At 39.5% G+C, this 21904-nt stretch carries 23 protein-coding genes; 17 read left to right on the forward strand and 6 right to left on the reverse strand.

The genetic code is table 11. The features are described from left to right. The first annotated feature begins 22 nt into the window (after positions 1–22). The 3 genes from SJPD1_RS03655 (at position 23) to SJPD1_RS03665 (ending at position 4288) form a co-directional block, all read left to right on the forward strand. A complete protein-coding gene (locus SJPD1_RS03655; protein WP_096046004.1) occupies positions 23–1879 on the forward strand; it encodes a methyl-accepting chemotaxis protein in 1857 nt (618 codons plus the stop codon). Positions 1880–1894: 15 nt separating this feature from the next. Continuing rightward, entirely contained in the window at positions 1895–2443 is a 549-nt protein-coding gene (locus tag SJPD1_RS03660) for a DJ-1 family glyoxalase III (RefSeq protein ID WP_096046005.1), read from the forward strand. Positions 2444–2674: 231 nt separating this feature from the next. After that, entirely contained in the window at positions 2675–4288 is a 1614-nt protein-coding gene (locus SJPD1_RS03665) for a methyl-accepting chemotaxis protein (protein WP_096046006.1), read from the forward strand. A gap of 29 nt (positions 4289–4317) precedes the next feature. Here SJPD1_RS03665 and SJPD1_RS03670 read toward each other — a convergent pair whose 3' ends face one another. Both SJPD1_RS03670 and SJPD1_RS14640 read right to left on the reverse strand, forming a co-directional pair. Further along, positions 4318–7020: a MutS-related protein gene (locus SJPD1_RS03670; RefSeq protein ID WP_338055415.1), complete on the reverse strand. Its 2703-nt coding sequence runs from the start codon at positions 7018–7020 to the stop codon at positions 4318–4320. Beyond that, complete coding sequence (locus SJPD1_RS14640; RefSeq protein WP_226372240.1) at positions 7014–7250, reverse strand: hypothetical protein; 237 nt, start codon at positions 7248–7250, stop codon at positions 7014–7016. Before SJPD1_RS14640 ends, SJPD1_RS03670 begins: the two co-directional genes overlap by 7 nt. A 115-nt stretch (positions 7251–7365) precedes the next feature. On the opposite strand from SJPD1_RS14640, the gene SJPD1_RS03675 reads away from it, so the two are divergent. The 4 genes from SJPD1_RS03675 (at position 7366) to SJPD1_RS03690 (ending at position 11643) form a co-directional block, all read left to right on the forward strand. Then, on the forward strand, positions 7366–7773 hold the full coding sequence (locus SJPD1_RS03675; RefSeq protein WP_096046007.1) for a DUF2721 domain-containing protein: 408 nt from the start codon (positions 7366–7368) through the stop codon (positions 7771–7773). Between the two features lie 10 nt (positions 7774–7783). Next, positions 7784–8623, forward strand: coding sequence for a CvfB family protein (locus SJPD1_RS03680; RefSeq protein ID WP_096046008.1), 840 nt, complete (start codon positions 7784–7786; stop codon positions 8621–8623). After that, a complete protein-coding gene (locus SJPD1_RS03685) occupies positions 8620–9834 on the forward strand; it encodes a BaiN/RdsA family NAD(P)/FAD-dependent oxidoreductase (RefSeq protein WP_096046009.1) in 1215 nt (404 codons plus the stop codon). The genes SJPD1_RS03680 and SJPD1_RS03685 overlap by 4 nt, the downstream gene beginning before the upstream one ends. A 156-nt stretch (positions 9835–9990) precedes the next feature. Continuing rightward, positions 9991–11643 (forward strand): diguanylate cyclase domain-containing protein, encoded by a 1653-nt coding sequence (locus SJPD1_RS03690; RefSeq protein WP_096046010.1) that lies wholly within the window; start codon positions 9991–9993, stop codon positions 11641–11643. Positions 11644–11693: 50 nt separating this feature from the next. On the opposite strand, the gene hemJ is transcribed toward SJPD1_RS03690, so the two are convergent. From hemJ to SJPD1_RS03710, 4 genes are all read right to left on the reverse strand, one after another. Then, the gene (hemJ, locus tag SJPD1_RS03695; protein WP_096046011.1) at positions 11694–12209 is read right to left on the reverse strand and encodes a protoporphyrinogen oxidase HemJ; all 516 of its coding nucleotides are present in this window, start codon (positions 12207–12209) and stop codon (positions 11694–11696) included. A gap of 63 nt (positions 12210–12272) precedes the next feature. Next, a complete protein-coding gene (gene cowN, locus SJPD1_RS03700) occupies positions 12273–12575 on the reverse strand; it encodes a N(2)-fixation sustaining protein CowN (RefSeq protein WP_096046012.1) in 303 nt (100 codons plus the stop codon). Positions 12576–12714: 139 nt separating this feature from the next. Continuing rightward, on the reverse strand, positions 12715–13620 hold the full coding sequence (locus SJPD1_RS03705) for an alpha/beta hydrolase (RefSeq protein ID WP_096046013.1): 906 nt from the start codon (positions 13618–13620) through the stop codon (positions 12715–12717). Positions 13621–13653: 33 nt separating this feature from the next. Continuing rightward, positions 13654–14685: an NADH:flavin oxidoreductase/NADH oxidase gene (locus SJPD1_RS03710; protein ID WP_168171311.1), complete on the reverse strand. Its 1032-nt coding sequence runs from the start codon at positions 14683–14685 to the stop codon at positions 13654–13656. Between the two features lie 233 nt (positions 14686–14918). Here SJPD1_RS03710 and SJPD1_RS03715 point away from each other — a divergent pair, with 233 nt between their 5' ends. The 10 genes from SJPD1_RS03715 to SJPD1_RS03760 all read left to right on the forward strand — a co-directional run bounded on the left by SJPD1_RS03715 (position 14919) and on the right by SJPD1_RS03760 (position 21903). Continuing rightward, the gene (locus tag SJPD1_RS03715; protein ID WP_096046015.1) at positions 14919–15875 is read left to right on the forward strand and encodes a transposase; all 957 of its coding nucleotides are present in this window, start codon (positions 14919–14921) and stop codon (positions 15873–15875) included. After that, positions 15868–16182, forward strand: a complete 315-nt coding sequence (locus SJPD1_RS03720) for a hypothetical protein (protein ID WP_096046016.1) — start codon at positions 15868–15870, stop codon at positions 16180–16182. The genes SJPD1_RS03715 and SJPD1_RS03720 overlap by 8 nt, the downstream gene beginning before the upstream one ends. Next, the gene (locus SJPD1_RS14490) at positions 16164–16319 is read left to right on the forward strand and encodes a hypothetical protein (protein ID WP_161491999.1); all 156 of its coding nucleotides are present in this window, start codon (positions 16164–16166) and stop codon (positions 16317–16319) included. Before SJPD1_RS03720 ends, SJPD1_RS14490 begins: the two co-directional genes overlap by 19 nt. 187 nt (positions 16320–16506) lie before the next feature. Further along, positions 16507–17001 (forward strand): hypothetical protein, encoded by a 495-nt coding sequence (locus SJPD1_RS03730; RefSeq protein ID WP_096046017.1) that lies wholly within the window; start codon positions 16507–16509, stop codon positions 16999–17001. Between the two features lie 132 nt (positions 17002–17133). After that, positions 17134–18525 (forward strand): hypothetical protein, encoded by a 1392-nt coding sequence (locus SJPD1_RS03735; RefSeq protein WP_138070099.1) that lies wholly within the window; start codon positions 17134–17136, stop codon positions 18523–18525. 1 nt (position 18526) lies between these two features. Next, a complete protein-coding gene (locus SJPD1_RS03740) occupies positions 18527–19333 on the forward strand; it encodes a DNA cytosine methyltransferase (protein WP_168171312.1) in 807 nt (268 codons plus the stop codon). Positions 19334–19430: 97 nt separating this feature from the next. After that, positions 19431–19802, forward strand: a complete 372-nt coding sequence (locus SJPD1_RS03745) for a D-Ala-D-Ala carboxypeptidase family metallohydrolase (protein ID WP_096046020.1) — start codon at positions 19431–19433, stop codon at positions 19800–19802. Between the two features lie 9 nt (positions 19803–19811). Beyond that, positions 19812–20141 carry a hypothetical protein gene (locus SJPD1_RS03750; RefSeq protein ID WP_096046021.1) on the forward strand — a complete coding sequence of 110 codons (330 nt, stop codon included), beginning with the start codon at positions 19812–19814 and terminating at the stop codon, positions 20139–20141. Positions 20142–20151: 10 nt separating this feature from the next. Further along, positions 20152–20586, forward strand: coding sequence for a hypothetical protein (locus tag SJPD1_RS03755; protein WP_096046022.1), 435 nt, complete (start codon positions 20152–20154; stop codon positions 20584–20586). A 366-nt stretch (positions 20587–20952) separates the two neighbouring features. Continuing rightward, positions 20953–21903: a hypothetical protein gene (locus tag SJPD1_RS03760; protein WP_096046023.1), complete on the forward strand. Its 951-nt coding sequence runs from the start codon at positions 20953–20955 to the stop codon at positions 21901–21903. Position 21904: the final 1 nt, after the last annotated feature.

Consider the following 21904-nt stretch of genomic DNA (forward strand, 5'->3'; position numbering starts at 1 on the left):
ATCGTTTGATAGGAGTGTTGCCATGTTGACGAATCTCTCCATTAAAGCGCGTAATATTTTACTAGCATGTGTCGTTTTATTGGGGCTTACCGCCATTCATACAACGGCAAAATTTTTTCATGATAAAGAAAAAGTCCTTTTAAATCTTCGTGAGAATATCTCTTCGCTTAAAGAAGATATTTTGACGCTTCGCAAACATGAAAAAGACTTTTTGATGCGCCACGATGTCGCGTATGAAAAAGCACTGCTAGAATCATCTACCAAACTTTTAGAACGTTTAAAAATGATTACCAAAAATGCAGATGAAAAAGGCATTAATACAACCAATCTAACGCAGTTGCACGGAGTGACCACGACCTATGTCCGTCTTTTTAATGAAGTCGTTGCTCAAAAAAAGAAAATAGGGCTGAGTCCAGAAGCGGGACTTGAAGGACACATGCGTCAAGCGATTCATGAAACGGAGAGTGGCTTTAAAGATCTTAAAGATTACAAAATGCAGACGTTGATGCTGACATTGCGCCGTAATGAAAAAGACTTTATGCTCCGTCTTTCTCCCAAATATGCTGAAGAGCATCGTGTCAATTATGAAAAGGCGCTTGCGTATGCGCAGAGTCATGAAGAGCTTGCTTTTTCCGTGAAACTTCTTGAGACGTATCGCCAGAGTTTTGTTGAATTTGTGAAGGCCTATGAAGTGTTAGGGTTGAATGAAAAAAGTGGGCTCAATGGAAAACTTCGCGACACCGTACATCAAACCGAAGCGCTTGTGGAAAAATCTACGCAGACATTGGACACCGAAATTGATGAGAGTATTCGTAGGACAACCGTGATTTATGTCATCGTAGGTGGAATGATCGTGGGAAGTGTGTTGTGTCTCATTTTCTTGATCATTCGCAGTGTTTTAGTTCCCTTGCGTGGTTTAACTCAAGCGATTGTTGCCAATGAACGCGATTTAACCCTTCGTTACAGTACGCCTTACAATGATGAGCTCAAAGAGATTGTGGACGCACTCAATGCCTTTATGGAGCGGTTGCGAAAGATTGTGATTGGCGCGATTCATGCGAGTGATGAGAATGCCGCCGTGTCGCATGAACTCTCGACCACATCCAACAACATCGGTAAACGGGCGGAAGAAGAGAGTCACATCGTGGCGCGCACGACTCAAACGGGCAATCAAGCACGTGATAACATCGATGGATCGGTGGATAACTCCAAAAAAGCACAAGTTGAAATTATCCAAACCAACGAGGCACTCACGGAGGCCAATCAAATTTTTACAGTTCTCATTGCAAAAATTGAGCAAACAGCTGTCGTCGAGAGTGAATTGCAAACCAAAATGGTCACACTTTCGCATGATGCCGATAATGTCAAAGGAATTTTAAGCGTGATTAGTGACATCGCCGATCAGACCAACTTATTGGCACTCAATGCTGCCATCGAAGCGGCACGTGCAGGTGAACATGGCAGAGGATTTGCGGTTGTGGCGGATGAGGTGCGTAAATTGGCGGAACGAACACAGAAAAGTTTGGTCGAAATCCACGCAACGGTCAGTGTCATTGTGCAAGCGATTGTCAATGCTGCCGCGCAGATAGAACAAAATGCAACACTGTTTGAAGCTCTTGTAACCCAATCAGCGGAAGTTTCCCATAAAATAGACACGTCGGTGGTACTCATGAGCAATGCCATTAACGTGGTCGCTTTAGCAACCCGTACTTCGGAAGAGACCGGCAGTGAGATCAAAACGATTGTCGATGAGATTAATGAGATCAACCATATCACATCAAGTAATGCAAGAGACATCGAAGAGATCGCTTCAGCGGCAGAACATCTGCACAGCGTGACGCAAAAACTCAACGACCAGTTACACTATTTTAAAGTTTAAAACAAGGAGTTCAAAATGAGCAAAAAAGTGATTGTCCCTTTGGCGGAGGGATTTGAAGAGATCGAAGCCTTGAGTATTGTCGATATTTTAAGACGAGCAGGGATTGAGGTGGTGATGGCAGGCTTAGAATCTTTACATGTAAAAGGGGCACACGGTGTTACCGTCGTAGCAGACGCACTTTTAAAAGAGTTAGATGGAAACGGTTTTGATATGATAGCGCTTCCCGGAAGACTCCCCGGTGCGACCAATTTAGCCGCCGATCAAAACGTGCAGGCACTCCTAAAAGCCTTTGATGCCAAAGGCAAAGCGATTGCCGCTATTTGCGCCGCTCCTTATGCGCTTAAAACGGCGGGCGTGCTTAAAAACACCTACACGTGTTACCCAGGATTTCAGGCTAAAATTGGCGAAGAAGGGTACACCGCAAACGCTAAAGTGATCAAAGATGCCAATGTAACAACATCGCAAGGGCCCAGTACCGCCATGCTATTTGCACTCTCACTCGTGGAACAGTTGTGCTCTAAAAATGTAGCGGATGCGTTAGCCAAAGATTTATTGATAGTGTAGAGCAGTATGACTGCTGCCGCTGAACATTTGGCACGTTTATCGGAGAGTTTGAGCCTCACATTAGCACAATTTAAAACCGCGTAACCTTTTACATGTAAAGCTTATACCTCTTTTTGAATTGAAGAGGTATAAGCGACTACGCTGTCTTCCTATAAAACAAAACTAATAATATTAATAATGAATTAAGTGAATAAAATATATTATTACACACTATTTTATTAAAGGATAATAATGTCAATTTCAACAATTAAAAGTAAACTGATACTTCTTTTGGTCGTATTGCTTACCAGTTTTGGTATTTTAGGTTACGAACTAAACCATTTGTCTAGTGTTGGAAAAGTGGCAGCGATGCGCTTGGCGGGGACGAGCGAGATAGAAGAACATATTTTACAAATGCGGTTAGAGCAATGGAATTATCAAATTTATTTTCAACAAAAAAATCTTGATAGGTATAAAGAGCATTATGAAGACGCTGTTAAAAAAATGGAGACGCTCTCTGGGCAGTTGCTTTTGAAAACCAATCAAGAAAAAGTGATCACCATTAAAAAAGGTCTTGAGGCGTGGTATGCTCTTGACGAACAGCGCATGGCACTTTGGAAAAAATATGGGAAAAAAGTGCATGAGCCCTCTTTTGAGGTAGACCATAAGGCTGATTATGAGATGCTGGAACGCATAGCCAAAGAGAGTGGCGAAATATTTAATCCATTATTGGTACAGCTTAACGATATTATTGGTCAGATTCAAACAGTCAATTTTGAAAAACTTGATACGGCTAAACTAACGTCGATTACACTGCTGATCGTGGTTATTATCGTAGTGCTGATCATCTTTTTTATCATCAATTCATCGATACAATCTTCTGTAGAGCGTGCGAAAAAAAGCTGTGATGCGATAATTCATACGAAAGATTTAAGTCTGAAAATAGAAACTGGTAGTCACGATGAGATTAGTGGCATTACCCATGCTGTCAATACGCTTTTGGCGGAACTCAAAAATGCAATTTCAAATGCAAAAAGCAATGCTATCGAAAATGCTTCTGTGGCGGAGGAACTTTCTAGTACCAGTTTGCAAATTGGTAAGCGTGCCGAAGAAGAATCCGCTATTGTCTTTCAAACAACAAGCGATGCTGGGATCGTTTCATCACAGATGGATGAAGCCAAAAATCAAGCAAAAAAAGTAAAAGAAGTCACTGGTGATGCCCAAAAAAGCTTGAGTATTGCTCAAAATTTACTCGAAGAGACAATCTCTCAACTCAACCAAACCGCGCACGCCGAAGCTGCCATCAATGAACGCCTTAACCACCTTGCTGAAGAGGCTCAACAGGTACGATCAGTTTTAGATGTTATCGGCGATATTGCAGATCAAACGAACTTATTAGCGCTGAATGCAGCGATTGAAGCAGCGCGTGCGGGAGAACATGGGCGTGGATTTGCCGTCGTTGCCGATGAGGTGCGAAAATTGGCAGAGAGAACCCAAAAAAGTTTGGTTGATACCAACGCAACGGTCAATGTCATCGTTCAATCTATCGGTGATATCAGTGGCGAGATGAATGGCAATGCGAAACGCATCCATGAGTTAACGGAATTTTCTACCAAAGTAACGACTCAAACGAGTGATGGGGTTGCAATGTTGGCACAAAGCGTTGAAGCGACGGATGAAGTGGTTGATAAAGCCGATTCCAATGTGAAATTGATTCAAAGTGCAGTCATTGAAAAAATTAGCACGATTAATGAACTCTCAAGCTCTAATGCAAGAAGTGTCGAAGAGATCGCCTCGGCAGCAGAACATCTCTCTAAATTAGCAGGTTCACTCAGTAGCACGCTCTCCCAGTTTAAAACCGCGTAAACTTTACATGTAAAGAGTAGAAATGCTCTTTACTTCTCTTCGTACTTGAGTTTTAAACCGTCACTGCCCATCACAAAACCGCTAATGACAATCTTTCCTTCATGTACCATTTTATGATGTTTGGCACACAATGGGATAAGGTTGTAACGGTGATTTTGGTGAAAGTGGTCGATGTTGCCGTGCTCATCTGCGCACTCTTGCGCTTTAATGTGATGCACCTCTTCAACATACTCATCACACAGCGCACATTTGGCAAGGTAGAGGTTTTTATTGTATTTACTGCGTTTTTTCTGCTTTAAAAGCTCCATATCGCCCAGTTCACCTGCAAGGCTTCTACGAATGTCGTAGGCGGTTTTAATAAACGTTGGGTCCATATGCAATGATTTTGCAAACTCTAAACCGTACAGTGAGCTTCCACTTCCAATTTCCAGTTTTCGGTTGTACAAAAGCTTGTCACTCTCCTCATCGTAACTCACACCCAAATGGAGGTAAATCACCTTTTTAAGCTCCGAAATGAGTGAAAGACGGTTTAGTTGATGTAAGTGCGTGGCAAAGACAAAGAAAGAGCCTAACGTGTGCATTTTAATGACGCTGCTTGCCACAATCGCCAAAGCCGATTCGGTCTCCGTTCCATGGCTAATCTCATCACCTAGTACAAGGGAAAACTCCGTGGCGCGGTTAAAAATGTTTTTAAGCTCCAACATCTCCACCGTAAACGTTGAAAGCCCTTTGTAGAGATTATCATGGCTGATAATGCGTGTAAAGATTTTATCGAAAAGATGAAAACGCAGACTCGCACACGGCACAAAAAAGCCCGCTTGCGCCATAATGACGGCGATACCAAGGCTTTTCATTAAAGAGGATTTACCGCTGGAGTTGATGCCATAGAGCAAGATACCTTGCACATCATTCTCATGACACGCTTCAAGCGTAACATGATCGTGCGTGATCTCTGGCGTGCAATGCCCTAAGAAAAGATCGTTAGGAATGTAAATGCCATTCTCTTCGCGCGATTCAATGAGCGGATGACGTAGCCCTATGGCTTCAATAAAACGCCCTTTCTCTTGCATCGGTAAAAGCTCAGGTCGGACGTAGTTGTATAAAACGGCACATTTGGCATTGCTTAGCGCAACATCCAGTGTGCCCACAAACGAGATGAGATGCTCCAGCGTCAACGCATAATGCGTCTCGATTTTCTCTAACATCTCATCGTAACGTTGTTTCACCAATGCGATCATTTGAAGGTTGCTCAGCGTTATCTCTTGGGAAATCTCATCAATGAGTGAGGCAGAAATCTTCACGCTATTTTTGAGGTGCTTGTAGGTAAAATCTTTGAAGAAATAGTGTTGCTCGCCAATGGTGATAAAGCTTTGCATCAGTTTGTCTTCAATGAGCGCAAAACGGTTTCTGCTGATCGCAATGTAATGTCCCTCACTCTCCAACCATTCGATGCTCAGTGTGGAGCGATTGCCTTCTTCAAAGAGCGCTTCAATGTGGTTTGCGATGTGCTCGAGTGCGCTAAAACGCTCTTGTTTGTTTTGTTCTATTTTATCAATTTGCGGAAAGATCCCTTTTTGAAACAGATTTTCACTAATCTGATCTTTTCGAAATTTCGCGCAACTATCCAGTACAAAAGTATTTTTAAGCATCAAAAGCAGTGCTTCACTTTCATCGAAAAGCTCTTTGGGAATGGGTACTTTTTTAAGCTCTGCTGCTTTGAGAATGCCCAAAATCGCTTCAAGCGATGTCCCGAGGTAATCAAGCTCCAACGGGTGCAGCTTTTTAAGTGCAATACGCCTTAAAATGCGTTCCAAATCGTAGACTTGTTTGAGCGCAATTTCAAATTTTTTATAATCGCTGATGAGTTGAGCGCTTAAATCAAAACGCTCATTTAAGGTTTTAAGGTCACAAATGGGATTGAGCAGGCGCTCTTTTAAAAGCCGTTTTCCGATGGCGGTGGAGGTCTGATCGATCAGGTTTAAAAGCGTCATCTCCGAAGGGTTTTTAGAGATGATGTCGAGCTGTTCGAGTGCATTGTTGCCGATGTAGAGGTAACGACTGTTGCCAAGCAAAATAGGGCGGCTCATCTTCTCAATGATATTAGCATCGTGTTCGATGATAAAATCGCATAAAATCGCCAATGATTCACTGGCATATGGGTAGCGTTCGATGTCAAGGTACTCGATCGGAGAAAGCAGAGAGCGAATGGCGTAAATGCGTCCAAAAAGCTCGTTTTGATAGGTCACTTTCAAGCGCTCTTTGTTGATGCAATGAACTACGCTGGGCGTAATTTCAAGGTAATTTTGCACCCATTCTTTATCGATGCTCTCCGTGTTAAACGTGAGCACAATTTCGCTGGTTTTATAGGTTTGTAAAAGGTTAAAGATTTCATCGAGGGCATAGGTTTTATCTTCTCTTGTGCCATGCACTTCGTTGATCATCGTTTTACCGGTAGTGACATCAATCGCACTGTAGCCAACAGAATAAATTTGGTGATTGCAGTCAATCAACAAAGAGACGAGGTAGTTTTCACTGGATTCGATGAGATAGTCAAAATTCGTTCCGGGGCTTATAATGTTGGAGATGTAACGTTTGACATGCGGTGGCTCACCCTTTTGGCGTACCAAAACGATGGTGTATTTTTTACTTTGAACCAGGCGGTTAAGGTAACGATCCAGCGAAACAGAGGGGATGCCTGCAAGAAGGGGATTTTGCAGTGAGTTTTCTAAAATGGATTTGTTTTTCGGGTGAGTTGGATGTTTAAAAGCTCACTCACTTCTTTGGCTTTGCCGATTTGGTGGGTTTCGTTGTTGACTTCGTAGGTTTCAAAAAAAGAGCCAATTTCCATAAAAACAATCGTATTTTTGCCATATTTTGATTCAAAAAAGAGCTGAAGATCGAAGTAAATTTCAGTGAGTAGTCTCTCTTTAGAGCAGAGCATTTGCGCAATATTTTCAAGCATTCGTGTCGTTTCCACCTCGTTAAAGTGGTTAGATTATAGCGCACGAAAGCATAAAGTTTGGTTTGGTAAAAGCCGTTTTAAGGTACAATAAAAGCACTTAATGTAAAGGATAATCATGGAGATTGAAATTTCAACCCCCGCCCTTTTGTTCCCTGCTGTTTCGCTTCTTTTATTGGCGTACACCAACCGTTTTTTGGCTGTTGCACAACTCATTCGGATGCTGCATCGTCAATCCACCGAGCGTGAAAACTGTGAAGAGTACAAGCAAATTGGCAATCTTAAACACCGTTTGGAGCTGACCAAATGGATGCAGTTTTTTGGGGTTCTCTCCATTCTTCTCTGCACTCTCTCTATGTTTGAACTTTTCTTAGGACTCTTTGGCATCGGGAAACAAATTTTTGGACTCAGTCTTATTGCCATGTGTGTGTCGCTTTTTATCTCCCTTTGGGAAGTCATGATCTCTACACATGCCTTGAATATGGAACTCAGCGATATGAATGATCGATGTAAAATAAAAAAATAAAGAAGTCATTATGAATCAATACCTCCTTGTGGGTGAAAAAAACCGTCTTAAAATCAATCGCTATACGGACAATGGCGTTTACCTAATCTGTAAAGATGAGGATGAAGTCCTTCTTCCCAATCAATACGTCACTTTTGCGATGAAAGAGGGCGATGAAATCGACGTTTTTGTCTATTTTGACTCCGAAGATCGTATTGTGGCGAGTACCACGTTTCCCAAAGCCATGCTCGATGAATTTGCCTGTTTTGAAGTAGTCGATGTCACAGAATTTGGCGCGTTTTTAGACTGGGGCTTGCCCAAAGATTTACTGGTGCCTAAAGCGCTTCAAAAGTTTCCGTTTTACGTGGGGATGAAGGTGATCGTACAGGTTAGTTTGGATGATGAGACTGGACGTATTATTGGGACGCAAAAGTACAACGACTGTTTGAAAAAAGATTTGAGCGCACTCAAACTCAAACAAGAGGTTAAACTCTTGGTGCGTGAAAAAACGCCTCTTGGCTTTAAAGTGATCGTAAACAACCTGTACGATGGGCTTATCTTTCACAGTGAAATTTTTGAAAACATCGAAGTGGGGGACGAAAAAGTAGGGTATATCAAAACCCTTCGCAAAGATGGAAAACTGGACATCATTTTACAACCCATTGGCGATAAAAGCGATGAAGTCGCTGCGGTTAAGATTGTTGAGATTTTAAGTGCAACGGGTGGGGCATGTGAGATGAATTACAAGAGCACACCTGAGCAGATTTCACAGCGTTTTGGGCTCAGCCGTAAGGCGTATAAACGTGCCCTCACCAAACTGATTGAGGCGAAAAAACTTGAACTAAACGATGAAGGAATGCGTCTTTTATGAGTCGCATTGCCATCATTGGAGCCGGGGCGTCAGGGTTGGTATGTGCCATCGAAGCTTCTCGCAAAGGACATAGCGTCACACTGTTTGAGAAAAACAGCAAGGTCGGGCGCAAGATTTTAGCCACGGGCAATGGTAAGTGTAATATTACCAATGAAAAGATCAGCCTTGAGCGTTACCACGGAGAATCTCCTGGCTTTGCCAAAGAGGCATTACGACGTTTTGACACCTTTACATGTAAAGCTTTTTTTCGCTCTTTAGGTCTGGAAATGCGCGAAGGCGAAGAGGGTAGATTGTATCCGATGAGCCATCAAGCTTCAAGCGTAGTCGATATGCTGTTGCATGAAGCAAGAGCCTTACATGTAAATATTTTGCTCGAATCGGAAGTAGCCAAAATTGAGAAAAAAGGTACCGAATTTGTTTTACATGTAAACGAAAAAGCGCACGTTTTTGATGCCTGTGTAATCGCTACGGGCAGTGTTGCGATGCCCAATCTTGGGAGTTCTGGCAGTGGTTATGGTTTTGCCAAAACCTTGGGTCATAGCGTCATTGAGCCGTATCCTTCTTTGGTGCAGTTTGTGTGCGATGAGCCGCATCTCAAAGAGGTCAGTGGCGTGAAGATGGACGCCAATGTAGAACTTTACATCGCCAATCAAAAAGCCCAAAGCGTTCAGGGCGATCTACTCTTTACCGCGTACGGGCTTTCGGGTTCAGCGATTTTAGACCTGAGCCGCAAAGCCTCTCATGCCTTGGTTCACGGTGAATCCGTCGACGTTGTACTTGATCTTTTGCCCAATTTTTCACGTGAAGCGCTCAGTTCACTACTTCAAAAAAGACTTAGCATCGCCAAAGACAAATCGCTCTCCTTGTGGCTTGAGGGGATGATTCCTAAAAAATTAGCGTATTTCATCATTGAAAACACACACCTAACACCTATGAAAGAAGCCTCATCCTTGGGAGCTAAAGAGATCAAAAAGATGGTCTTTGCGCTCAAGGCACTTCGGTTACATGTAAACGCAACCAAAGGCTTTGAAAGTGCCGAAGTGTGCGCAGGTGGCGTGGATGTGCGAGAACTAGAGAGTAAAAATCTCATGTCACAAAAGATTAAAAATCTCTATTTTTGTGGCGAAGTGTTGGACATTGATGGTGATTGCGGTGGCTTTAACCTCCATTTTGCATGGGCTTCTGGGTATCTTGTGGGGCAGAGTCTTTAGATTTTTCATACACTATTATTTATACTCAATTGCAAAAAGTAGCTTCTTTTCTTCTTTGTCTCTTAAGGTATAGACAAGTACAATACAGCACTTAAAGTTACATTTTCATTATAATTAAAGTGAATCATTGCACTCACTATAGACAAAAGAGGTACTTTGTTTACATTGAAAGACGATCGTTTGAGCAAAATTAAAAATAGTATTCTTACTCGCGTCATTTTGTTTGCATTTATGATCATCATTATAGGGGGATTCACACGGTATTATCTCTCCTTTCAGACTATCCATACGAATCTTTTCAAAGTTCTTTCGATTCATCTAGAAGCACTTGCCGACGAGGGTGCTCAAGATGTCACGCATAACTTAGACGTTCGAAAAAGTTTTCTGACGAAACTCGCTTCTTTACTACCTCCTTCACTGCTCGAAGATCCAAAGGCACTCAAAAAATGGCTTACGGAGCGAGAAGAATTAAACCCCATTTTTTCAGGTGCTTTGTTTGTTCTAAACAAAGAGGGGACACTCATCGCTGGAAATGGTACTGAAATCAACGAAGGTGAAAAAGCTTATGCAGAGGACGATTTTTTTAAGCAGGCAATGACACAAGCGTTTGTCATTGGAACACCGATTGTGAGTACGATTTCAAAAGTGCCTGTTCTTCCGCTCTCTGTACCTATCAAGGATAATTTAGGAAGTATACGTGCCATTATGGTGGGGATGACCAATTTTGACACTCCAGGTTTTTTTGACCGTGTTCTTAATGGTCATATTGGACAGACAGGTGGGTTTTTGCTGGTGGATGCAAAAAAACAAATTTTTGTTGCTGCCACGCAAAAAGAACTCATACTAAAGCCTACACCCAAACGAGGGGAAAACCTTTTACATGACAAGGCAATAGCAGGTTTTAGAGGGAGTGGAATCACGATTAATGCACATGGAGTGGAAGAATTATCGGCTATGACATCTGTTCCAAATACGGATTGGTTTGTCGTTTCTCGTATTCAAACCAAAGAAGCTTTCGCTATGGAAGAAAATATTAAAACAACCCTTATTCAAGCACATGCAGCAAGTCTTATCATTGTTCCTAGCATACTTTTTGCATTTTTATTTTTATTTTTTAGACCTTTGCGAACGTCTGCTTCTTTGGCTGATAAGATGTCGCTAGGAGAAGTACCTCTTAAACCATTGCCAATTAAACGAATGGATGAAGTTGGTTATTTAACCGCGGCCTTCAATCGACTGATGGCGATGCTGTTAGAGAGTCAAAAAGAGCTTAAAGAAATAGCGCACTATGACTATCTGACAAAGCTTCCCAATCGTTTTTTGATGGTTGATAGGTTGGAGCAAGCATTAGCACGATGTGCGAGAAATAATACACGATTAGCATTGCTTTTTATGGATTTGGATGGCTTTAAGGCGATCAATGATTCTTTGGGCCATAATGCAGGAGATGAAGCACTGATGGAAGTGGCAAAACGTTTTTCATCGCTGATACGCACGAGTGATACGTTGGCGAGAATTGGAGGCGATGAATTTGTGATTTTGCTGAGCGACCTTGATGGTGATCTATCTTGTGCAACGAGCGCTGCTAGTTTGGTGGTATCAAAGTGTACAGAAGCGTTAAAAGAGCCAGTCATACTAAAAGGGAATAGACGGTATTTGGGAGTCTCTATAGGTATGGCTATAGGCAATAAAGAGAGTTTGCTTGATGATTTAATGGTAGAGGCCGATACCAAAATGTACAAAACAAAAAATAAAACCATACTTCGCGAGAACGCAATATCTTCTTCGGTTAACTTACCTTCACAATAAGAGGTTCTTTATCGTTTACATGTAAAGGTATGTGAACAATAAAAAGGAAATTACTCTTTATGCTCTGGTTGTTGAAAAATCATGTAAATGACAAAGGCAAAAAAAGCAATGATAATGGCGGTAAAGAGTAATGAAAACGTTTTAACCACAACGTACGCGACAATCAAAATAGAAAGAAGCGTTGGAACTTCATTGTAGGCGCGAAAAAACTTGCCACTACGTTTGCATTCATCGTTCTCAAGTTGTACTCTAAAATACTCTAATGAAAATGAATACGCTGTCATTAGAGCGACCACAACAAGTTTTGCATACAGCCATTCGCCCGTTTCAAATAAAATAGGGTTCACTATAAGCATGGCGGCACCACTTAAAAGGGTTGCCCAAAAAGCAGGTAGACCGATGTATTTGTAGACTTTGTACTCTTGAATTTTGACGACTTCAACAAATTCACTCTTATGAGAGTGTTCCACATGGTAAACAAAAAGACGCGGGAGATAAAAAAGCATTGCCATCCATGACATAAACGCCATAACGTGAAAAGTTAAAATCCAACTATAATAAGCCATCTTCTGCTCCTGCAAAAATCTTGGTGCAATTATAGCAAGTCAACATGGTTTTTTGTAGGATTTTTAACAACACTCCATTTCGGCTTTTTCCATCAACTCGATGCCTTTTTCAAACGCATACTCTTCAAAAAGCGCTGAAAGATAAAAGACATGAGAACAAATATGGTAAAGAATATCTTTTGAATCATGTTTGGCAAAAACAGCTTTGTAATCTTTAGGAATGAGTGTTTCAAAACGAATCCATAAATCATTTTTTGCTTCAGGACGAAGCTCAAAAAGTTCGTACATGGCATCTAACACATGGGTCGCATTTTCGTAGCAGTCAATATTATGAAAACTTACGTAGCGATCGCGTACTTCTTCCATGATGTAGCCTTTTTAAAAGCTTTATGCATGTTGTGTTCCATAAGCTTACATCTTTTTAACATATGATATTTTTAATTTATTTATAAGTTTTAAATAAATCACGTATGGCGCATATTAAAAGAACAAAGAAGTTTGATTTTTAATGCGATGCCGCTTCTAAGCTCTGGTTTAAAAAGTCATCGACTGCTTTGGTATACATGACCTCTTCACCTAAAAGTTTGTTGATTTCTCGGTGGCTCATATTCTCTTTCAATAATAAGGTTTTTGTTCCCAAGGTTGTCGCTTTGGTTAAAAATTTTTCAGCTTGTGGGCAAGAATCTTCACGTTTGGTCGAGCAAACGGCAAGAAGAGGCATCCGTTTTGTTGTAAGTTGATGGTACGGTGAGAGACTTTGCCAATAGACAGGGTTTGTTCCAAAAGCAGGGTCATACAAGCGCATATGTTTGGCACTCATAAGGGCTGGTGTGTCCATCACGGCACTGTCAAGAAAAACAGCAGCAATGGGAGGGGTAATCGAGTACGTAGGATATAAACTATTTGAAGAGGCAATAAGCGCGATGATATGCGCACCCGCCGAGTGTCCCATAACAATAAATTTAGTTTTATCTCCACCCCAAGAAGCACTTTGGGCTTGAGCAAATCCTAGTGCTTTAGCGACGTCATTGAGTTGCTCACTCACGGGCGCTTCGGGGAGAAGTTTATAATTGGTGGAGATAACAATGTAGCCTTTAGCAACCCAGTAATTCACCTTGTTTTCCACCACATTTTGCATCTTCTTGTCGCCAATTTTCCATGCACCTCCATGCACCATAAAGATAACTGGCGCAAGGGTTGAGGTGTTTACATGTAAAGGAGTATAGACATCGAAACGCTCTTTGGCATTGTTTCCATAACTGACATTAGCGATGAGCCGTATCTCTTTGGAAAAGCGAGCCTCTTTTCCCTCTTCGTCATCTCCTAATCCCAAATGATCGCGCAAAATACCAGCCTGTAAGCTTTGGAATACGACAAGAAAAAGAAGTATAAACCATACGTTTTTGATCATCGACAACTCCTTACAAATGAATTACATGTAAAATTAAAAGGCTCTTACATAGGAAGGCTCAATGAGTGCTTTTTTACCTTCTTCTTTAGCGGCATAAAAAACAAAATTAGGATTGCGTAACAGTTCTCTACCGTAAGCCACCAAATCACAAAAGCCTCCTTGCAAAAGCTTTTCTCCCTCTGCTGCGGTGGTAATGAGTCCCACAGCAATCGTCGGAATTCCTACGCTTTCACGAATGACTTTGGCATACGCAGCTTGGTAAAGTGGTACAAGTGGTGGCATGTTTTGCGCTTCATTATTACCGCCTGCTGAGACGTGAATCATCGCAACACCCATACTTTGAAGCTTTTTGGCAAGATAGATGCTCTCTTCAATATTCCAACCCTTTTCCATCCATTCATCGGCACTAATACGTACAAAGAGAGGTACTGTTTCCGTTGCATCCAAAATAGCTTGAGCCACTTCGAGGACAAACGCACAACGGTTTTCCACACTGCCACCGTATTGGTCGGTGCGTTGATTGGTCAGAGGCGATAAAAATTCACAGAGCAAATAACCATGTGCAGCATGCAACTCAAGAAACTCATACCCAGCATAGGTGGCACGAAGGGCAGCTTGAACAAAATGTTTTTTAATCCCTTCTAGTTCTGCAAGACTGAGCTCATGTGGGAGCTTATAGCCATTGCTTTCACTAAATGCCAGTGGACTTGGTGCTATAGGCGTTGAAGAAGCACAAAGGCTTTTACGTCCTGCGTGAGCGAGTTGTATGCCCATTTTCGCACCGTATTCATGGCAGAGGTGAACCAGTTGTTGATGCCCTGGTACTTGGGCATCATCCCAAAGTCCTAGATCAGCTTCGCTGATTCTGCCACGGGCTTCGACTGCTGTGGCTTCAACGATAATCAATCCCACGCCTCCTATGGCGCGTGTCGTATAATGGACAAGATGAAAAGGGGTGACTTCTCCGTCACTTTCGGCTTTGTACATGCACATCGGTGGCATGACCACTCTGTTCTTAAGAAAAATTCCATTTTCTTCATATGGACTTAAAAGTAGGCTCATCATCACTCCTTGTAAGATTCATTTTGACATTCATTTCTTTAATACTTTTTTTAAATCGTGTTAAAAGTAATTTATTTGTCACGATATACACGCTTAACCCCGTATCACTCCTTAGGCATTTAGCTTTTAATAAAGATAGGGGTTCTCGTGTACTAACTTTTAATAATAATCTAGTGACTAGATCACGTTTATAAGTATAAAGAAGTACACACATTATACAAAAAAAAGGATTTACTATGCGTAAAGTTTTTGTCGGTGTTGATGTTGCTAAAGATAAGTTGGATATTTCTATCACTCTTGACGGTCTTAAATACGACCCTCTTCAAATTCTCAATAATGAGAGTTCTATTCTAGGCTTTTTTGATTACTTGAAAGCGACTTATAAAAAAAGTGAGCTTTTCTTTGGTTATGAGGCAACAAGTAACTATATGCACGTATTGCAAAAGCTTCTCACTGTTCATGACTTCAAACAAATAATGATTAATCCTTACATGATGAGTCACTATCTTAAACACTTAAATTCACGTAAAAAAAGTGATCTTGCTGATAGTTTGGGTATTGCTAAGTATATTCAAACACTAGATCAAGAAGAGTTTAAAACGATCTTCAATCAATCTGATAAAACACTTCGTAAATATACATCATCAATTAATCTTCTTCGTAAACTTGATACTCAACTTTCAAATTTTGTTCATTCTCAAAAAGAAAATCCTATCGTTTCTTTAGACTCTTTTTTGTGCATTTTAAAACTTAAAATTTTAGAGACAAAAAAAGGTTTGGAAAAAGAAGCAGAGAAAGTTTTAAAAGAACTTTTCCCACATGTCATTGAACTTCAAAAAGAAATTAAAGGTGTGGGCTATGCTCTCCTTTTAGAGCTTGTCCCTATTTTTTTAAAATCTCAGAATTACACACTTAAACAACTTCAAAGTTTTGTGGGTCTTTCCCCTCGTGTTTTTGAGAGTGGTACATCAGTTCATAAAAAAGAGTCTATGAGTAAGCGTGGTAGTTCCTTGGTTAGAAAACTTCTCTATCTTTGCGCTATGTCTGCTATCCGTTTTAATCCCATTATCAAAGAAAAATATACACGTCTCGTTGAGAGTGGTAAAAACAAAATGGTCGCTTTAGTGGCGTGTATGTCTCATTTGTTCCGTGCAGTTTATGTCAAATTTCATCAGGGGTTAGTCAATGCCTAAAATCGTCTTTAACAACATTCCAAAAAAACTTAAGCCTTTTCCTTTTGAGGTTTACGATAATGAAATAGATTTGAGTGCTTTAAAACTTTCTTTTCGAATTTATCATGATGATTATGAGCGTTCCGCTTCTCTTGGCATTGATGTGAAAGGCTCTCATGTTCATATTGCAGATATTAAACTCTATCACTCTGATAAGCTTTTTAATTTTGAGGACACTTTTGAGAGTGCTGAAATTCTATTAATGGAGATTGTAAAGCGTTTTAATTCTTTTGTTCCAAAGGGGCAACAATGTTTAGAGTTCTCGTGAATGGTCTTTTAATCGGTCAAAGGCGTGCTTTTGGTGATGCTCGTAACCTTGCCAAAAGTGCAAAACGTAATTATACAAATAATCCCATCGTTACGATTGAAGATCGTATTGGTTGGGTCGTTGAGATTGTTAAATGAAATTTGAAGTTTCACAAACGGATTTTATGCTTTTAACTTCCGTTTTAAATTTAATTAAAAGGGGTGGTTATGGGTGCTCTATAACAAGAGAGGACATTATTAGAGAGAGTGGCGTTTCGAGGTCGGCTTTTATTAGCCGTATGCAAAATATACATTTAAAAGAAAAACAATTAAAGGAAAGAATCGCATGAATACAAAAATAACAACGGAAACCGTTAACGGAAAAGAAGTTCCAGTTTTAGTCCACACACCAGTTAATAATGGTGAATCAGCCAATAACGTCGGTTTGAAAGACATGTCACCAAAAGTTGGTGAAGGTGAAATGACTATGGATAAATTCCACGAAATGATGGCGCTTTACAATGAGCAAGTAAACGCAAACAAAGTTACCCTCTCCGCTCAAATTTCACAACGTGAAGTCCAAAACGGTAAACAAAGAACGGATAAAACAACGGGTGCGCCTATTCTTGACGCTTTGGGTGACCCTACTTTTTACCCTAACCGCTACAAAATCACTCTTATTTTTAAAGGCGGTACGCTCGTTCAAAATGTATCCGAAACAATGTATAACGAATTAGAGTTAAATAGCACTTACATGTTTAAAGGCTCACTAGGTTTCGTTAAAGATTTTGGACAAGATGTTCTTTCACCTATTTGGCAATCATGGGAAAAAGTAAGTTAGTTTAAGAGGGTTAACGCCCTCTTTTCGTTTCTTGAATTTCTATTCGTAGAGCTTCAAAAAGCGAAAAAAACTTTGCCCCCACAATGGTTTATCAAGGGGGGCTTAGTGGTACAAATTTCAAAAAGGTTTTTAATGCAGAATATGGTCAAACTTTGGCAAAACATCGACACACTTAAATATCACCTTTACCCCTCTCAGCTTTTGAGTGGTGATGATGTTAGAGGCTACAACTGTCTCCTTGATGATCTTCTATCCACTAAAATGCAAGCTCAAAGCCAAAAAAACGAGAATAAAAGCTTTAGTCAGTACCAACACTCATTCGGTGGGGCGTTCTTTCAAATTATGCCCGCTACCGTGCGAGGATTTAGCGTATCTATTAAAAACGCTGATGTAACCATTCACCTTAAAAAAATGATTACGACAATAGACCCTAACCCATTTTGTAAAGTCGAATTTAGAGCCTCGTTTCTACAACGTTACGGTTATATCTCTGCCGTGCAAAAAGTCAATAAGTTTTTAAGAGATTTTATTATCTCCCATTACACAATTAAGATCAGTGAAATACATTTGCAGTGTGATGTTCAGGGTTATAACTTTACGATCTTAGATTTTCACCGTACAAAAACACGTACACGCAATAATCGTTATTATGATGATGAAATAGGTTGCGATAGTTCTTATTATAGCGGACGTTCTTTTCAGGGTTTTATGAAAGGTGGTGGTGATTATCTCATGCGTGTTTATAATAAAACTAAAGAGATAAAGAAATTTCCTAACAAGTCTTTCATTGAGGGTTTGTGGCGTACTAATAAAGACTATGACGAGACAAAAGAAGTTTTTAGAATTGAGTTTCAGATTAGGCGTGAGAAGCTTAAAAATATGGTTATAGATGGTCAGGTTTTAGATGGTTTTGAAATTATACTTAATAACCTAAATAATCTTTGGGGTCGTTGTTTAGATGATTTTTCATTGCGCGATATCAACGATCAAGACACTATCGAAATAATGCTAGGTTTTAAAACTCAAAAAAATGGTATTCATAAAATGTTAGGTGTTGAAGCTGTACGTCAACGTTTTAAACGTAGCGAAGTGCACCCCCTCTGGAAAGTCATTGAAACCTTTAACGGTCACTATAAAACGAATGCAATTGACACTTATGTTAAACCATTTACAACAGATTTTATCTATGTTCATAATGCGTTTAAAGCTTTCCTTTCCACGTCTCTTTCTCACTATGGCAATCTTCGTCCATGTACCATTGAAGATGCAATGAATAAGATCAAAGAATACACCGAAACTAAACATGATAGCACTGTTTTAGAGGACGTTTATAGCAAACGATTAGATCGTTTTAATCGTTTTGAGGTCAAAGATTTAGATGATGAAAAAATGCAACAAAATAAACATTACTTTGTGAATCGTGTTTTTGACACTATTGATCAAACATATAACGCTTTACATGACGAGGGTGTAGGCGTTCATGATTGGTTTATGCAAGATTTTTCTAAATTTATTGGAGCATAAAATGCAATTAGTCCTCTCTCTATGTTCAGGCATTGGCTTACTAGATCGTGCATTTAAAGAAGCTGGTTTTTGTGTTGTAAGTGCAGGTGACATTATTCTAGGTAAGCATTTTGATATCCGTGACTTTACAGGTGTTAAAGGTAAATTTGATGGAGTAATTGGCGGTACTCCTTGCCCTGATTTTTCTCTTATGAAACGTGACCGACCGGCTTTAGAAGATTCATACGGTTACCAAATGATTTTAAATTTTATACGTATAGTCACAGAGTGTGACTCGTCCTGGTATCTTTTAGAAAATGTGAGTGGTGTACCTAATATTCAAATTGATGGATATTCACATCAGCGAATTGACATTAACCAATCTTGGTATGAAAACGTGACTCGGCTGCGCCACATTCAATTCGGTCATAAAGAGAATAAATACCTACAAATTGAAAGAAAAAACGTGACTGATCGATCACAGAAATTTGAACATTGTGCACTTGCAAATGATAGCCGTTCTTTTAGAGAACTTTGTAAATTGCAAGGCTTAGAAGATGATTTCGACTTAAAAAGTTTTAACGTGCAAGGTAAAAAAAGAGCTGTAGGTAACGGTGTTCCTCTTTGTATTGGTAGAGCACTTGCAAAAGCTGTGACTGACCTGGATGGAATAAGTGTGACTCAACAGGATAATAAAATCTGTGAATGTGGTTGCGGTCGAATTGTGACTCAGCAGCGAGGTAAATATTATGATTTTTCTTGCCGTAAACGAGCGCAAAGAAATAGACAAAAATCTGCTGTGACTTTGCAGCAACAAATAGGATTGTAAAAAATGAAACAAAATGAAGATTTTTATTTCGATTGTATTTTAGGTTTTTTTATCTTGTGTCCTGATCTTATAAATGTATTTTTAAAGGAGTTAAAAAATGATTGATTGGTTAATGGTTGAACACTTCAAAAAAGAAGAGTTTACATGTAAGTGTGGTTGTGGTCTTAATAATATCAATGATGATGTTGTTTATATGTTGGATACTGCTCGTCAATGGGCAAATATTCCTTTTAAAATTAACTGTGGTTGTCGTTGTAAAAAACATAATAAAGATGTAGGGGGTGTAACAGATAGTGCACATACAAAAGGTTTGGCTGTGGATATTTCCACTCCTAGCGATAGTGTTCGATTTAGCATTGTTTCGGCTCTGTTAAAAGTAGGTTTTAAACGTGTTTTGCTTTACGACACGTTTATTCATTGTGATATGGATTTGTCAAAACCAAATCCTATACTAATAATTATGAAATAAGGAAAAAAAATGGATTTAAAAAAATTACAAGGATACGACTGGTCTAGTGTTTTAAGAGGTGTCGGTCAAGTTGCTACGGCTTTCAACCCCGCTATTGGTGGTGGTCTTATTGTTGCTTCTCAGGTGGTGGAAACGCTTAATCAAGATACTACACTTCAAAATAACGAAGTGTTAAAAAATGATGTTATTGGTCTTACTCGTTGTTCTGAAATTCTTTCAGATTATCTGCAAAAAAAAGAGCTTAAACAAGAGGTTAACGATGATAATTTAAAACTCGTTCTTGTTTCTATCCAGTCTCTTGATGTACTGTTTGACAAAACAGTTGCAATTATGAAGTAAGGGGGTTTTTATGTATGCTCCTACTAATGCAGTTTTGTCTATTGCCCCTATAAATACTTCTTTTACTCTTTTTGATGGTACTACTGTTGATGTTAGTTTAGGTGATTTAGTTTTTTTTATTCAAGGGCAAAATACGGAGACTAATAATCTTGAATATTTAGATTTTGTTGTTGTTTCTTTTGTTGATAATATTTTTAATTATTCAAAAACAATTTTGGGATCTAATTTTCAAGTATTTCTTTCTTCTGATCGTAATAGTTTTATTTTTACTTCTGGTGAAAATTTTCAATATGTTGATTTTGTAATTGATGCCTCTGCAATGTCTAAATTACCTAGTTCTCCCCATATTACTGGTGGTGTCAATCAAATGGTTTTTCTGTTCCTGATCTTGATGGTAATTTTGGTGCTTATCCTAATGCACGGTTGTAACTGTTTCGGCTCGTAAAGGTGAATATGTTGTTGAGGCTTCTCAGCAATTATGGTCTTATCCGCTGTTGATCTTCAGGGTAGTTCTGTTATTTATAAGCTTTCTCAAAATGGTAAAATTCTTTTAGCTCCTCATTTCTTGCTTACGTTAAAGGATTCATAATGGGTGGTTGGTCTGGTGCAGGTTCGGTTAATCGTACTGTTGATACTCAACCGTCTACTCCTTCCACTATTCCTGGTGTTGAAGTTCCTTCGGTTCTTCTACGCCCGTAAATAACACTAATTTTAGACCTAATCTTCCTACTAGTAAAGAAGTTGCGATGTCTGCTCTTGAAAGTGCTATTTCTATGTCTAAAATTTCAGGTAAGACAAAGGTGGCTATTAGGTGGCTATTGATCTTTTTAGTACTGCTTATACTTTATTGTCTGAATATATGAAAACTGCTTCAGGTGATGATTTAAAAGAGGCTAAAAATAAACAACAAGAAGCTGAAAATCTTAAGTATACTTTGGAAAATATGGGTAAATTAGAGGATTATCTTACTCGTCAACAAGATGCTTTAGTTCCTCCTCCTAGTGGTGCTACTTTGCCATCTGTTTTAACTCAGAATACTAAATCTTTGGTTACTTCTATAGGCACATTAACCTCTACTTTTGGCTCGAAGTTTGATGTTTTTAATGATTACATGTATGGGTTATTAAAATACATGGATATTGCTACAGGTTTTATGGATAAATCTTATACTCTTAATAAAGATTTAGCAGATCAAGCTAAAAAAGATAAAGAAGCTACAACCGAAGTGGGCGACACAAAGATGACTGCGCAAGAAATTTTAAATCAAAAAAATCTTGCTATGATGAAAAACTATCAGTTTAAAACGAGTGCTTTAGATAATAGTGTACTCGAAGCAACAAACCTTTCAGGTATGACACCGTTGCAGATTGAAGCTTCCAAAAATTCATATATTGCTGAAGCTAATGAATTCGCAAAGTCACCAATCGAAACGACCATCTTAGAGTCTGATAGTGTTGTCGGTATGTCTCCTCGTGAGATCGAAGTTAGTCACAGATCAAACGAGGTTGAGGCAAGAGTTTATCAAAGAACACCAACAACCGTTAAGGATATTGATGAGAATGTTCTTTTTGATATGGCTCCTCGTGAGGCTAATTTGGTTAAAAATGCGGTTACTGCAATTAATGCAACAGATGAGAAAAACTTTGAGTTAGATGATGAAGATCAGGATATTGTTTCACCTACTGATATTTCTACATGTTTTGGTTATGAAAGTTATGCTAAAATGGTTGATGATTTAATTAAAGATTATCAAGGGGCTTAAT

Origin of the sequence: Sulfurospirillum diekertiae, from assembly GCF_002309535.1 — a bacterium.
GTDB classification, from domain to species: domain Bacteria; phylum Campylobacterota; class Campylobacteria; order Campylobacterales; family Sulfurospirillaceae; genus Sulfurospirillum; species Sulfurospirillum diekertiae.